Annotated in this window: 10 protein-coding genes; 9 read left to right on the top strand and 1 reads right to left on the bottom strand. The window is 51.5% G+C overall.

Annotated features, from left to right (window positions below; all coding sequences use genetic code 11):
• Positions 1 to 14: 14 nt before the first annotated feature.
• From ACR0QE_RS01325 to holA, 7 genes are all read left to right on the top strand, one after another.
• On the top strand, positions 15 to 2,834 hold the full coding sequence (locus tag ACR0QE_RS01325) for a response regulator (protein WP_432626582.1): 2,820 nt from the start codon (positions 15 to 17) through the stop codon (positions 2,832 to 2,834).
• 116 nt (positions 2,835 to 2,950) lie between these two features.
• Positions 2,951 to 4,228 carry a hypothetical protein gene (locus ACR0QE_RS01320; protein ID WP_432626581.1) on the top strand — a complete coding sequence of 426 codons (1,278 nt, stop codon included), beginning with the start codon at positions 2,951 to 2,953 and terminating at the stop codon, positions 4,226 to 4,228.
• A 105-nt stretch (positions 4,229 to 4,333) separates the two neighbouring features.
• Entirely contained in the window at positions 4,334 to 5,203 is an 870-nt protein-coding gene (locus ACR0QE_RS01315) for a DegV family protein (RefSeq protein WP_432626580.1), read from the top strand.
• Positions 5,204 to 5,322: 119 nt separating this feature from the next.
• The gene (locus ACR0QE_RS01310) at positions 5,323 to 6,780 is read left to right on the top strand and encodes a sensor histidine kinase (protein ID WP_432626579.1); all 1,458 of its coding nucleotides are present in this window, start codon (positions 5,323 to 5,325) and stop codon (positions 6,778 to 6,780) included.
• Between the two features lie 26 nt (positions 6,781 to 6,806).
• Positions 6,807 to 7,754, top strand: a complete 948-nt coding sequence (locus ACR0QE_RS01305; RefSeq protein ID WP_432626578.1) for a GerMN domain-containing protein — start codon at positions 6,807 to 6,809, stop codon at positions 7,752 to 7,754.
• 10 nt (positions 7,755 to 7,764) lie between these two features.
• Positions 7,765 to 10,296 carry a DNA internalization-related competence protein ComEC/Rec2 gene (locus ACR0QE_RS01300; RefSeq protein ID WP_432626577.1) on the top strand — a complete coding sequence of 844 codons (2,532 nt, stop codon included), beginning with the start codon at positions 7,765 to 7,767 and terminating at the stop codon, positions 10,294 to 10,296.
• Positions 10,283 to 11,254, top strand: a complete 972-nt coding sequence (gene holA / locus ACR0QE_RS01295) for a DNA polymerase III subunit delta (protein WP_432626576.1) — start codon at positions 10,283 to 10,285, stop codon at positions 11,252 to 11,254. Before ACR0QE_RS01300 ends, holA begins: the two co-directional genes overlap by 14 nt.
• A gap of 81 nt (positions 11,255 to 11,335) precedes the next feature.
• Here the strand turns inward: holA and rpsT are convergent, their stop codons facing one another.
• Positions 11,336 to 11,599 carry a 30S ribosomal protein S20 gene (rpsT, locus tag ACR0QE_RS01290; protein WP_432626575.1) on the bottom strand — a complete coding sequence of 88 codons (264 nt, stop codon included), beginning with the start codon at positions 11,597 to 11,599 and terminating at the stop codon, positions 11,336 to 11,338.
• Between the two features lie 241 nt (positions 11,600 to 11,840).
• On the opposite strand from rpsT, the gene gpr reads away from it, so the two are divergent.
• Positions 11,841 to 12,851 carry a GPR endopeptidase gene (gene gpr / locus ACR0QE_RS01285; RefSeq protein ID WP_432626574.1) on the top strand — a complete coding sequence of 337 codons (1,011 nt, stop codon included), beginning with the start codon at positions 11,841 to 11,843 and terminating at the stop codon, positions 12,849 to 12,851.
• An 89-nt stretch (positions 12,852 to 12,940) separates the two neighbouring features.
• Positions 12,941 to 13,702 (top strand): sulfite exporter TauE/SafE family protein, encoded by a 762-nt coding sequence (locus tag ACR0QE_RS01280; protein WP_432626573.1) that lies wholly within the window; start codon positions 12,941 to 12,943, stop codon positions 13,700 to 13,702.
• Positions 13,703 to 13,706 lie beyond the last annotated feature (4 nt).

Below are 13,706 nucleotides of genomic sequence, written 5' to 3'. Positions count from 1 at the left end.
CGGGGGAAATCAGCGTGGAAAGAAAAGACAGAATCATGCGAATAGAGAGAAAAACTGCGGCAGGAATCCTGCTGATGATATTTGTATGGCTGTTCTCTTTTTCGGCATTTGCAGCGGAAAACACTGCGAAGAAAGTCGTGAGAATCGGATACGTCAATGTGGCGACGTATGAGGAAGGCGGAGAGGGCGAGTACAAGACGGGAAGCGGGTACGAATATCTCCAGAAGATTTCTTACTTTACCGGATGGAAGTATGAGTATGTATATGGAAGTTTCAAGGAACTGTACAACATGCTTGTGGAGGGGAAAATCGACCTCTTCGGGGATGTCTCGTACACGGAGGAGAGGGAAAAACTCTTTTCCTTTGCGACGTATCCGCAGGGAAAAGATGTCTACTTCCTCTACACGGCAAAAGACCGGACAGATCTTTTAGGTGGAGACATCGGTCACTTAAACGGTGCGCGCATCGGCGTGACGCAGAAGAGTTATCAGGAAACTCTGGTGCAGGAGTGGCTGAAAAACAACGATATCAGGGCTGAGGTTGTGGAGTATGACGGATACGATGCGCTGATGGCAGATATGGATGATGGGAAACTCGATGCGATCGCGACGCCGAAGCTCTCGAGCGGCGATTATCACTATGCGGTCATCATCGACATCGGTTTTGACGATTATTATTTTGCAGTCTCAAAATCCAGACCGGACCTGCTCACGGAGCTCAATGAGGCCCTGTACCAGATTCAGAGCGGGGATCCAAACTATAATGCGACGCTTGAGAGCCGCTATCAGGTCAGCATGATCTCCGACACGTTCGTCAACGAGAAGGAGAAAGCGTGGCTTGCAGAACATGACAATACGATTCGCCTTGGATACTTAGATGACAACCTGCCATATTCGGACCTGAACGAGAAGGGAGAGTTTGTCGGGGTGCTTCAGGCACTTGCAAAGTCGATGACGCACAATTTCGGTGTCACGATTGTGACGAAATGTTATTTGAGCAACGAGGAGATGAGAACAGCACTGAAAAACGGGGAGATTGATGCGATGGGGCCGATGTACAGCGACTATTGGCTTGCGGAGCAGTACGATCTGATTCAGACAAACACGATTCTTAGTACCACGCCGGTGTTATTTTTCAGAAAGACAGAAAGCGATTCGCCGACCGGTGTCATCGCAGTCTCCGCGCCGAGTTTCATCCAGCAGGATGCGGTCGGAATCATGTTTCCGGACTCAAAGGTGCTGACATACCGCAATGCGGAGGAGTGTCTGAAAGCCGTGCGGAATGGAAAAGCGGACAGCATGCTTGTGGCTGCCTCACAGATCAACCTGATTAAGCAGTACCGCATTGCAGACCAGCTTCAGGTGACGGAGTTTCCCGGTCAGATGGACATCTGCATCTGCACAGATAAGGAAAATCCGGAACTTGCAAATATCATCAACAAGGGAATCACTGCAGCGGGAAAGGGACTCTCCGGTGCGGCACTCTCACAGAATTCCTATCGGAAGCAGAAAGTGAGATTCCACGATTTTGTGGATGAATACCTTTCTGTGCTTGCGGTGAGTGCGGCTATCCTGATCACGGGGCTTCTGCTTATTGTGATGTATATGATCCGGCTCACTCTGCAGGTCCGGGAGGCAAACTGGAAGATCACAAAGAAGCAGGAGGCGCTTCAGGATGCACTGGGGGAGGCGGAGCGCGCAAACTCGGCAAAGACCACTTTTCTTGCCAATATGAGCCATGATATCCGGACGCCGATCAACGGAATCATGGGAATGCTCGACATGATCGAGAAGAGTCCGGATAATCCGGAGAAGCGGGCGGAATGCCTCAAAAAAATCAAGGCGTCCTCCGATCATCTGCTCCAGCTGATCAATGACATTCTGGACTTGAGCAGGTTGGAGTCCGGGCAGATCGTCCTCGAACATATCCCGTTTAATCTAAAACAGGCCGGGGAGGATGCGCTCATGGTTGTTGAGGGGCAGGCGAAGGAAGCCGGACTCCGGACAGTTGCCGAGCACATGGACGGGGAGGACATCTGGCTGATCGGAAGTCCGCTCCACTTTAAGCAGATCCTGCTCAATCTCTACACAAATGCGATTAAATACAACAAGCCCGGGGGACTTCTCTACACGAATATCGAGGAGTACAGCCGGAACGGGGATGTCCTGACCTTAAAGATCACGGTCAAGGACAGCGGAATCGGAATGACGCAGGAATTTATCGACACGAAGCTCTTCTCACCGTTTATTCAGGGGGAGAGCGGGCCGCGGACAAAATTCAAGGGAATCGGGCTTGGAATGTCGATCGTGAAGGCGATCATTGAGGAGATGAATGGAAGCATCCATGTCGAGAGTGAGGTCGGGGTCGGAACGACGTTCACGGTTCTTCTCCCGTTTGAGATCGACCATGGAAAACATGAAGAAGTCAGGAAAGAAGAGACGGTCAAGACAGACATCTCGGGCGTATCGGTGCTTCTCGTGGAAGATAATGAACTCAATATGGAGATTGCGGAATTCATTCTCGAAGATGCAGGTGCGGTTGTCACGAAAGTGGAAAATGGAAAGGCGGCCGTCGAGAAATTTGCCTCCTCCGCTACCGGCACGTATGATCTGATTCTGATGGACATTATGATGCCGGTCATGGATGGTCTTGAGGCGACTCGAAGGATCCGTGCGATGAAGCGGGCGGATGCGGGGACGATTCCGATTTTTGCGATGACGGCAAATGCGTTCAGCGAGGATGTGCAGAAATCGATCGATGCGGGAATGAACGAACATGTTGCAAAGCCGCTTGATGCGAAGAAACTCGTCGCCCTGATCGCAAGGTATATATAAAGAATCCATGTGAAATCACTTTCCTTTTGGAACAAAATAAGATAAAATGATAGGAAATTATGGTGCCAAACCGTTGCAAAATGATTTTATCAAGACAGAGCAGGAGAGGGAAGAGTATGGGCATAACGATTTCATTTTCGATGAAGCCACAGCGCGGATGGCTTCCCCAGAACACCTGGAATCCGGAGCGGATGCGGACATTTTCGCGGGAACTTGCCAGTCAGATGGGATACCACTGTGAGATGTTTGAGGATTATGTGATCTACCAGTTCTGCCCGGAGGGATTTCTGTGGATGGCATGGAAGAAAGGACAGATTGTCGGTGAGTGCCAGACGAATGTGGCAGGACCGGGGTTTCATGCGGCTGTGATCCATTTTCTGGATCTCTATGCGGCAAGAGGAAAGCTCGGACTTCTTGTCGAGGATGACACGGGATATAGCCGGGACCGGGATTTTGCCCGGATGAGAAGAGAATATTTTTATCCCTGGTTCGGTGATCTGATGAGACAGATTTTTGAGCAGAAGGACCGGGCGGACCGCCAGCTCGTGTGCTGGCCGGCAAATTATTATCTGCCGGAGAAGCAGCAGGGGATGGTGATGACGCACATCCGCCAGTTCTCGATGGAGGAGATCCGAAACATTGTTCATTCCGGAGTCAGCATGGGATTTGCAAAGGACTTTTTCATCTGGAATGAGGAGGAGAAAGATGCCTGCTATTATCGAAACTGTGCGCTTGTCCTGATGAATCAGGAGTGCTACTTTATGCCGTCAAAACGAAGCGAAGAGGACCGGGTGATCAACGGAAAGATTCTCGATCTGCTTGAGCGGGCGCTCGAATTGAAGGAGGATCTCCCTTTTCCGAAGAAGGAATACCGGGAGCTCTGCGCGCTTGACGGGCGAGAGCCGAAAAACCTTGAGCGGACGCCGGATCTTCCGAGAGATGCCCAGGTCGGATGCCGGAAGGGACTTCTGTTTCGGACAATCGGATCGCTGCGCTTTGCAGTGCCCGGGAATTATCTCTATGACGGGACGAGACAGGGCAATTCTGAGCGCTATTATGATGGAAAGGCGGAAGGCGGCCATGATTACTACATCTGTGCAATGAATTTAGAACACGAGGCGGAGTTTGAGAACCAGCCATTTGAGCAGAGCCGGGTGGAGCGCGTTATCGACTTTGAGCATGGAGGGCTTCGCGGCCGTGTGGCGATCTATCGCCCGAGACAGAAGGACGGCGAGACAAGCTACGAGGTTGCGGCGCAGATTCTATACAAAAACCAGATGACGATCGTCAGCGTGCGCTATCAGAATCCTTCTGAGGAGAATTGGGCGATCGACCTGATCCGGAGAGTTGAAGTCATCGAGGAAGAAAAACCGAAAGTAAGAGACAGGAAGTAAGAGATAAAAAACAAGAAACAAAAAGAAAGAAATAAAAAGCAAAGACAAAAAGCAAAGACAGAAAAATAGAAAAGATAGAAAAGAAAAAGGAGATTTCAGAGAAAGATGAAGATAGCAATCGTTACAGACAGCAACAGCGGAATTACACAGGCACAGGCAAAGGAACTTGGAATCGCGGTGATTCCGATGCCATTTATGATTAATGGAGAGACGTATGAGGAGGACATCAACCTGACGCAGGAACAGTTTTATGCCCATCTGACGGATGGTGCAGAGATTTCGACTTCCCAGCCGTCCCCGGAGACTGTGATGAAGCTGTGGGATGAACTTCTCGGGGAGTACGACCAGATTGTGCATATTCCGATGTCAAGCGGACTCAGCGGTTCCTGCCAGACCGCGATGATGCTTGCGGACGAGGATGAGTATGAGGATAAGGTCTTTGTCGTAAACAACCAGAGAATCTCTGTGACCCAGCGCCAGTCTGCCCTTGACGCAAAGGAGATGGCTGCAAAGGGGATGGATGGAGCCGAGATCAAGCGCGTGCTCGAAGAGACAAAGATGGAATCGAGCATTTACATCACCGTGGATACACTGAAATATCTGAAGAAGGGCGGACGAATCACCCCGGCGGCAGCAGCTCTCGGAACTCTGCTTCGCATCAAGCCGGTGCTTCAGATTCAGGGAGAGAAGCTGGATTCCTTCTCCAAGGCACGGACGATGAAGCAGGCGAAGAGCACGATGATCACGGCGATCGAGCATGATCTGGAGAACCGTTTTAACGATCCGGAGGCAGAGCACACCTGGCTTCAGATTGCGTACACATATGACCGTGAGGCAGCAGAAGAGTTCCTCAAGGAGATCAAGGAGCGCTTCCCGAAGAGCACCGGCATTCACATGGATCCGCTGTCTTTAAGCGTTGCCTGCCACATCGGACCGGGTGCGCTTGCATTTGCCTGCACGAAGAAACTTGATTAAGGTGAGTTCAAAGATGATTCCATGGGCTTTTGTGAATGACGTGAATGACGGCACTGGCGGCCTGCACAGGCAGGTCTGCAGATTCATGGAATTTAGAGATTAGGGAGAGGAAAAAGGCGATGGATCAGGTAAAGAGGAGATGGCAGTTTCCCTTTGCAGTCAGGCAGAGGGTGACGGTGAGCTTAAAGGTACCGGTTGTGATTCTTCTTGTGCTGTTTGGCCTGATTCCGATGATTCTGTGCACGCATGCGGCGATTGCCTCTGTGCGCCAGAACCAGATTGAGGCGAGAATGGCGGAGGTTCAGAACCAGTGCCAGATTTTGAGTGATAAGCTGACGAGGGCAGGATATTTAAGCGGTTCCGACCGCTCGGTCATGAACAGTGAGATTGAGACGGTGGCAGATATTTTTGACGGCAGAATCGTTGTCGTCGACCAGAATTTCCGCATTGTGGAGGACACGTTTCACATTGCGGAAAACCGTCTCCACATCGCAGAGGCGGTGATCCGCTGTTATCAGGGCGAGACAATGAGCAGATACATCAAGAACAAGCACTATTTTATCCAGACGACGCCGATTTACGACAATTCGGCAGAGAAGGCCGTGCAGGGTGTTATGATTATCACCTCGTCGACGGAGCCGCTTATGTCTCTTGCGGATGCGGTTCACGACAAGGCGGTTCTGCTCCAGAGCATTGTGTTTTTTGTGGTTTTGCTTGCCGCGATCGCTGCGGCTTCCTGCCTGATTTTTCCGTTTAAGGAGTTTCAGAATCGCTTAAACCATGTGGCGCAGGGCGCTCTCGACACGGATATCAGCACTGACAGTTATAAGGAAACGCAGGACATCTCCAGAGCGGTTGAGATGACGATCACAAAACTTCGTGAGGTCGACCAGTCGCGCCAGGAGTTTGTATCGAATGTCTCCCACGAGCTCAAGACTCCGATCACCTCGATCCGGGTGCTTGCGGATTCTCTGATGGGAATGGGCGAGGTTCCGGTGGAACTCTACCGGGAGTTTATGGAGGATATCTCGGATGAGATTGACCGGGAGAGCAAGATCATCGACGATCTCCTCTCGCTCGTGAAGATGGACAAATCTGAGGCGGAGCTCAATATCTCCCAGTCCAACATCTACACGCTCGTCGAGCAGATCCTCAAACGTCTGCGTCCGATCGCGAACCGTCAGAAAGTTGAGCTGATTTTTGAGAGTATCCGCGAGGTGACGGCGGATGTCGATGAGATGAAGCTCTCGCTTGCGATCACGAACCTTGTGGAGAATGCGATCAAATATAATAAGGAAGATGGCTGGGTGCGCGTGACCCTCGACGCCGACCACAAATTTTTCTACATCAAGGTGTCTGACTCCGGAATCGGAATTCCGGAGGAGGCTCAGGACCGGATTTTTGAGCGTTTCTACCGGGTCGACAAGGCGCGCTCGCGCGAGACGGGCGGAAGCGGACTCGGACTTGCAATCACGAGAAATGTTGTGCTGATGCACAAGGGTGCGATCAAGCTGACGAGCCGGGAGGGAGAGGGAAGTACCTTCACGATCCGGATTCCGCTCAATTATATTGCGTGACAGAGGAAGGCAGGGACAAAAATCAGATGGATAAGAAACAGAAAAGAAATGGCCTGCTCTTTTTGGCGGCACTCCTCCTTCTCGTGCTGGGAATTGCCGGCTGTCAGAAGACGAGAGTCGAGACAGAGGACGGGGCAAAGACGTATCAGATTTATTATCTGAATCCGTCGGCTTCCCGCCTCGTCGCCCGCGACTACCAGACGGAGACGACCGATCAGGATTTTTTGATTCAGGAACTGATGGAACAGCTATTGCATGTTCCGGCTGACTTGGATGCGCAGATGGCGCTCTCGGACAAGGTGGTTTATCAGGGATACAAAAGAGAAGATGTGGTGCTCTATCTTTATTTTGACAACAATTACACGAGCATGAAGCCTTACCGGGAGATTCTCTGCCGTGCGGCGTTAGCAAAGACGATGACACAGATTGATGGGATTGACTACATCAATATCTATGCGGGAGACCAGCCGCTTCTCGATGCCAGCAATATGCCGGTTGGAATGCTCAGCGATTCGGATTTCGTCGACAGCATCACGGATATCAATGCTTACGAGAAGACGGAGCTGACCTTGTATTTTACGGATGCAGATGGGGAAAAACTTTACCCGGAACGCAGAAGTGTGATGCACAACATCAACACCTCGGTCGAGAAAGTTGTCGTTGAGGCGCTTCTTGAGGGGCCGGAGTCGGAGAATCTGTGCCCGACACTCGACCCGCAGACAAAGCTTTTAAACATTTCCGTGAATGAGAATGTGTGCTATCTGAATTTTGACGGCAGTTTTCTCAACAATGCGCTGGATGTTCAGGATTACATTCCGATTTACTCGATTGTGGACTCGCTGCTTGAGCAGTCCTCTGTCAGCCGGGTGCAGATCACAGTTGACGGAAACCAGAATGTTGTGTTCCGGGACAAGATTCCACTCAATACGCTCTTTGAGCGCAACCTTGATTTTATAGGAGGATCGGACCATTAAGAGACCGCTTGTGTTCCTTGCAGGAGGATTCGTACTTGGAGAGGCATGGATTCTGTGTGGGAGAGCGGTGATGGAACTACTCGCGGGAATGATTGCTGCGGGCGCAGTGCTTGCGGCAGTCACGGCTGCGGGTTTGTACCTTGAAAAAATTCAAAAATCAAAAATTTTAAAACCCAGAAAGAAAAAGCTGTCTTTGCCCGTTCTGCTCTTGTCGGCAGCAATCTGCGTCGGGCTTGGGATGGGCAGGGCAGCAGTTGAAAGGCAGGTCTGTGAGCGGGAGCTTGCGCTCGGACTTGACGGAGAGCGTGTGACAGTCACCGGGCGGGTCAGATCGATCACGCAGAAGGATGAGGCATGGGAACTCATTTTAGATGGATGCAGCGCTCAGTCTCAGTCTCAAAATCAGGGATCTGGCGGTGGAAAACTTCGGCGGATTCTTGTAAAGGCAGACAGGAATACCGATCAAAAACCGGGTCAGACGATGGATCGGATTTCCTGCGGAAACCGGATCCGGGTGAGGGGAAGCTGCTATGCGTTTGATGAGCCGCGCGCGCCCGGAGAGTTTGACTATCGCACCTATTATCGGTCGAGAAAGCTGACGTATCGGATGTTTGCGACTTCTATTGGGATTGAGAACCGGGAAACGGATGTGATTTCAGAATCCCTCCGGAAAGTCTCTCTGCATGCGTCTGAAAATCTCAGGAGGGCGGTCGGAGAGCAGGATGCGGGCATCTTGCGCGCGGTTCTTCTCGGAGACCGGACGGAACTTCCGGGCGAAGTGCGCACGCTCTATCAGGAAAACGGGATTGCGCATATCCTTGCACTCAGCGGGCTTCATCTCTCTCTTGTCAGTCTCGCGGTCTATGGGCTTTTGCGCCGGATGGGTGCCGGTTTTGGCTTCTCCGCGATTGCTGCCGGAGTCGTGCTGAGCGGATATGCGTGGATGAGCGGAAGCTCTGCGTCAGTGATCCGCGCACTTGTGATGACACTCTGCGGCTTTGCTGCCTCGTATCTTGGAAGGACGTATGACCGCCTGAGTGCACTGGGCTTTGCGGCGCTGATTCTGATGTGGGACAGTCCGTATCTTCTCACGCAGGCGGGAGTTCAGCTCTCCTTCGGGGCGATTGTGGGACTTGGCTTATCTGGGCGGGAGCGTGTCGGAGTCTCCGATACGTTTGATGCGGGGATCGGAATGCACGCGATGACAATCCCGCTTGTGCTCTGGCATTTCTTTCAGTTTCCGCTGTATGGAATTTTTTTGAATCTTCTCGTTGTTCCTTTTGCGGGGATTCTTGTGGGATCCGCGGGGACAGGGCTTGTGCTTGCAGAGATCTCACAAGGTGCAGGTCAGTTTGCCGCAGGTGGGGCGAGGCTGCTTCTTCGCTGGTATGAGTGGTGCTGCCTGTTCTTTGCAAAATTTCCGGGAAGTCATCTGATTCTCGGGCGCCCGGGGTTTTGGCAGATCGGAGTCTACTACGGGGCTTTGGCGGGAAGCCTGTTCTTATTAAAAAAATGGGACGGCTGTGAGAACCAGAACCGCGCGCACAGTCGGGCCGGATGGACGATGGGGGTCTTCTTTGCGCTTGGGATATTTCTTCTTCCGCTTCCACATCGTGGACTGGATGTGACATTTCTCGATGTGGGGCAGGGAGATGGGATCTGTATTCGGGCGGATTCATCGGTGATTCTGGTTGACGGCGGCAGCAGCGATGAGAAAAGCTTCGGGAAAAACCGTCTGGTTCCGTTTTTAAAGAGCAGTGGAATCCGGGAGATTGACGCTGTGATTGTCAGTCACGGGGACACGGATCACACAAGCGGGCTTTTGTGGCTTTTTCAGGAGGAGGCAGATATCCGGGTAAAGAAGTTGATTCTTCCGCGGGCAGGGGCGGGCGATCCGGTGTATGGGACGCTCACGGCGCTTGCAGAGCGTCGCGGCAGCGATGTCGTCTGGCTTGAAAGAGGGGATGAACTTCGGGCGGGCAGATTGCGCATTCGCTGTCTGTATCCGGGTGCCTTGGTACAGGGAGAGAGGGAGAGGATTCCCGGTGGAACCGGGGCAGAACAGACAGAGGAAAAACAGACAGAGACAGAAAAGACAGACCGCAATGAGCAATCGCTTGTGCTTCGCGTGGAGTATGGGAAATTTGCGATGCTTCTGACCGGGGACATGAGTCAGGCAGGAGAGGATGCACTTATAAAGTTAATGTGTGCAAAAAGCGGGACAGGGTTGTCTCGCAGTTTGCCATCTGTGGAGGGAGAACCAGATGAAATCAGAGGGATCTTTTTGCTTAAACTGGCACATCACGGCTCCCGGTTCTCAAACAGTGAGGAGTGGCTTGATGCGGTGAGACCGCAGATGACGGTGGTCTCTTATGGAAAAAAGAACCGCTACGGCCACCCGCACGAGGAGACGATCGAGAGACTGAAAGTGCGGGGGATCCGGACACTTGGGACGGGGCAGGATGGAAGTATCTTCGTTCACACAGATGGAAAGAAAGTTTCGTGGAAGACATGGAGGCAGATGAGAGATGCAGACACTTAATCAGGATATCAAGAATCGCACTTTTCAACCGGTGTATCTGATTTGCGGGGAAGAGGCTTTCTTAAAGAACAGTTATAAGAAAAAGATGACGGAGGCGATTCTTGACGGGGACACCATGAATTTTGCTTCTTTTGAGGGCAAGGGGATTGACGTCGAGGAGGTAATCCGTCTTGCAGACACGATGCCGTTTTTTGCGGAGCATCGTCTGATTCTCATAGAGAACAGCGGATTTCTGAAGGGGGGATGTGAGGCGCTGCTTTCCTATCTCTCACAGATGCCGGATACGACCTGCATGATTTTTGTGGAGTCAGAGGTGGATAAGCGCAGCAAGCTCTACAAGAAGATCAAGGAGATCGGATATGTGGCCGAGATGAACCGGCAGGACAGTGTCCAGCTCGCACGATGGGCAGGGGCGATTCTCGCAAAGGCGGACAAGAAGATCACCGGAAGAACCATGGAGCTGTTTTTAAGTATGACCGGAGACGACATGGAAAACATTCGCATGGAGCTTGAAAAACTCATCAGCTATACACTCGGAAGAGAGGTGATCACCGATGAGGATGTGAGGGCGATCTGCACTCCGCAGGTGACAAACCGGATTTTTGAGATGGTTGCGGCGATTGCGGGAAGACAGCCGCACAAGGCGATGGATCTCTATGAAGACCTTCTGACGCTCAAGGAGCCGCCGATGAGAATTCTGTTCCTGATTGCGAGACAGTTTAACCAGATTTTGCAGGTGAAAGAGCTGATGGGAAAAGGGATGGACCGCGGTGCGATCGCCTCTGCCCTGAAACTTCAGCCGTTTGTCGTGGGAAAGACGATGCCGCAGGCGCGCCAGTTTACGCGCGAACAGATTCTTTCCTATGTAAATCTGTGCGTTGATGCCGAGGAAGCAGTCAAGAGCGGGCGGCTTCAGGATCGCCTTGCAGTGGAACTGCTGATCGCAAAAGAGTACTGAAAATAACAAAAAAAAACTTCGATTCCCCACACCCAGGGATCGAAGTTCTTTTTTGGGTTATATAAAATTCCAGTCTTATGCTTACGCCATTGCGCTAACAGCTTTGGAAAGGCGGGAAACCTTTCTGGAAGCAGTGTTGCTGTGGTAAACACCCTTGGTTGCAGCCTTCTCGATCTCAGAGATAGCAGCATTCAGGCTTGCCTGAGCAAGAGCCTTATCTCCTGCAACAACAGCAGCCTCTACCTTCTTGCAAGCAGTTTTAACCTTAGATCTGATAGCTTTGTTTCTAGCAGCCTTGGTCTCGGTAACTAAAATTCTTTTCTTAGCAGACTTAATATTTGCCAATCTGGGCACCTCCAATTATAAAAAAATAATTCAATAGCATCTGGTTTGCATCAAAGCCTGGACACGGACAGTTCAATGTAAACATACTTTTGTATTCTACTCAATTTCTCAGAAAATGTCAATACATAATTCTAAGGATTTTTCGAAAAAATAAAAAGCAGGCAGGCTCAGAGAAACAAAAAAACGTTACGCATGAACGGTGACGGGAGAACTGGAAGCTGAGGGAAAGGAAAATCACAAAATGGCAGAAAATGAGAAAAATTTTGAGATCCGGACAGACCTGGCAGTGGAGGAGAGAGAGAGCTTTCCGGGCGATGGCGGAGAGATCGCAGGAGTCGCACTCCGGGAGTGGAGGGAGAGCGGATCGGCGGTGAAGATGACGGAGGTGCAGATTCTCGATGAGCATGGGGCGAGAGCGATGGGGAAGCCGGAGGGAGTCTATCTGACGCTCGAGGCAGATGGAATGGCGGGAAATGATGAGGAGGAGGCACAGGAGATTGCTTCCGAGTTTGCCGTTCAGCTTAGCAGGCTGCTTTTGAGAGAGCAGAAAGACGCAGATACAGACGGAGAACGCGGGGAAAAAAACAGGGAAAGTGGCGGAATAGACAGTGTAAAACAGGAAACAGGATTTGAGGGAAGAAGAATTCTTATCGTGGGACTTGGAAATGCCTTTGTGACACCGGATGCGCTGGGACCGCGCACGATGGCGAATCTCAGAGTGACGCGCCACCTCGACGGTCAGTTCGGGGAGGGATTCTGTAAGGAGCGCCATCTGCCGCTGCTGAGTGCGATCGTTCCGGGCGTCATGGCACAGACGGGGATGGAGAGTGCGGAGATTCTAAAGGGGATTGTCGGGGAGACAAAGCCGGAGATGGTTGTGGTGATCGATGCGCTCGCCGCGCGCAGTGTCCGGCGTCTCGGGACGACGATCCAGCTGACGGACACCGGGATTCATCCGGGATCGGGGGTGGGAAATCACCGACATGGGCTGACAAGAGAAAGTCTTGGAGTGCCGGTGTTTGCGGTCGGGGTTCCGACTGTCGTCAGTGCGACCTCGATTGTGCACGATACGATCAGCTCACTTGAGACGTGGGAGATTGAGGCAAAGGGCGGCTGGGAGGAACATTTGAACCCGGAACTGCGCGATTTATATGTGACTCCGCCCGACATTGATGAGAGAATTCAGCGAATCAGCAAGATTTTATGTGAGGGGATTCATCGCGCCCTGTTTGGGCGGGAAACTCGCTTGTAAACAGGAAAAAAGTGTGTTATGATATTTTGAGCTTTGTGTATTTTTTGGAAAGGTACAAGAGAAACAAAAGGGAGGAAGGACAAAAGAGGATGAAAGAATATCTGATTGTATGGCCGCTTGTATTTCTGGCCGGTTTTGTTGACTCAATCGCAGGCGGAGGCGGACTGATCTCGCTTCCGGCATATATCATCGCCGGGGTTCCGGCCCACATTGCGATCGGAACGAATAAGATCTCCTCTTCGATGGGAACGGTGATCTCAACGGGACGATATCTGAAAAACGGCTATATTAAAGGAAGAAAGCTGATTACGCTCTCGATCTGTGCCTGCATTTCGGCACTTTTAGGTTCCATGATCGGATCGAGACTCTCTCTTCTGGCGAGCGATCAGATCCTGAAAAATCTGATGATTCCGGTTCTCCCGATTGTTGCTTTTTATGTCCTGAAAAATAAGAATTTCGGAGCAGGCTCTGAAAAGGGCCCTCTCTCCGATCCGGCTACGTTTGCAGTGGCGGTCTGTGCGTCCCTCATCATTGGAATGTACGATGGATTTTATGGTCCGGGAACGGGAACGTTTCTCCTGATTGTGCTGACCGGTCTGGCGAGACTCGATGTCCAGACGGCATCCGGAATGACAAAGATGATCAATCTGTCTTCCAATCTCGCAGCCCTCACGACCTTCCTGCTCCACGGGACTGCCAATTACACGCTGGGTGTGAGCGCCGGTTTATTCTGTATCGCAGGACACTATATCGGTTCCGGCCTTGTGGTACATAATGGGCAGAAGATCGTCAGACCAGTGGTCCTGGTGGTTCTGGCAATCCTGTTTATTAAAATTCTTTCCGGAAATTAAAGGA

It is taken from the genome of Brotaphodocola sp. (assembly GCF_050873065.1).
In the GTDB taxonomy this organism is placed as follows: Bacteria; Bacillota; Clostridia; order Lachnospirales; family Lachnospiraceae; genus Brotaphodocola.
The sequence above is the reverse complement of the archived record's forward strand: the minus strand, read 5'-3'. Positions and strand labels throughout refer to the sequence as shown.

Bases quoted from the DNA above. Each gene is read 5' to 3' on its own strand.
- ACR0QE_RS01305 (WP_432626578.1), top strand. From the start codon at position 6,807: ATGGATAAGAAACAGAAAAGAAATGGCCTGCTCTTTTTGGCGGCACTC.
- holA (WP_432626576.1), top strand. From the start codon at position 10,283: ATGCAGACACTTAATCAGGATATCAAGAATCGCACTTTTCAACCGGTG.
- ACR0QE_RS01320 (WP_432626581.1), top strand. From the start codon at position 2,951: ATGGGCATAACGATTTCATTTTCGATGAAGCCACAGCGCGGATGGCTT.
- ACR0QE_RS01315 (WP_432626580.1), top strand. From the start codon at position 4,334: ATGAAGATAGCAATCGTTACAGACAGCAACAGCGGAATTACACAGGCA.
- gpr (WP_432626574.1), top strand. From the start codon at position 11,841: ATGGCAGAAAATGAGAAAAATTTTGAGATCCGGACAGACCTGGCAGTG.
- ACR0QE_RS01310 (WP_432626579.1), top strand. From the start codon at position 5,323: ATGGATCAGGTAAAGAGGAGATGGCAGTTTCCCTTTGCAGTCAGGCAG.
- ACR0QE_RS01280 (WP_432626573.1), top strand. From the start codon at position 12,941: ATGAAAGAATATCTGATTGTATGGCCGCTTGTATTTCTGGCCGGTTTT.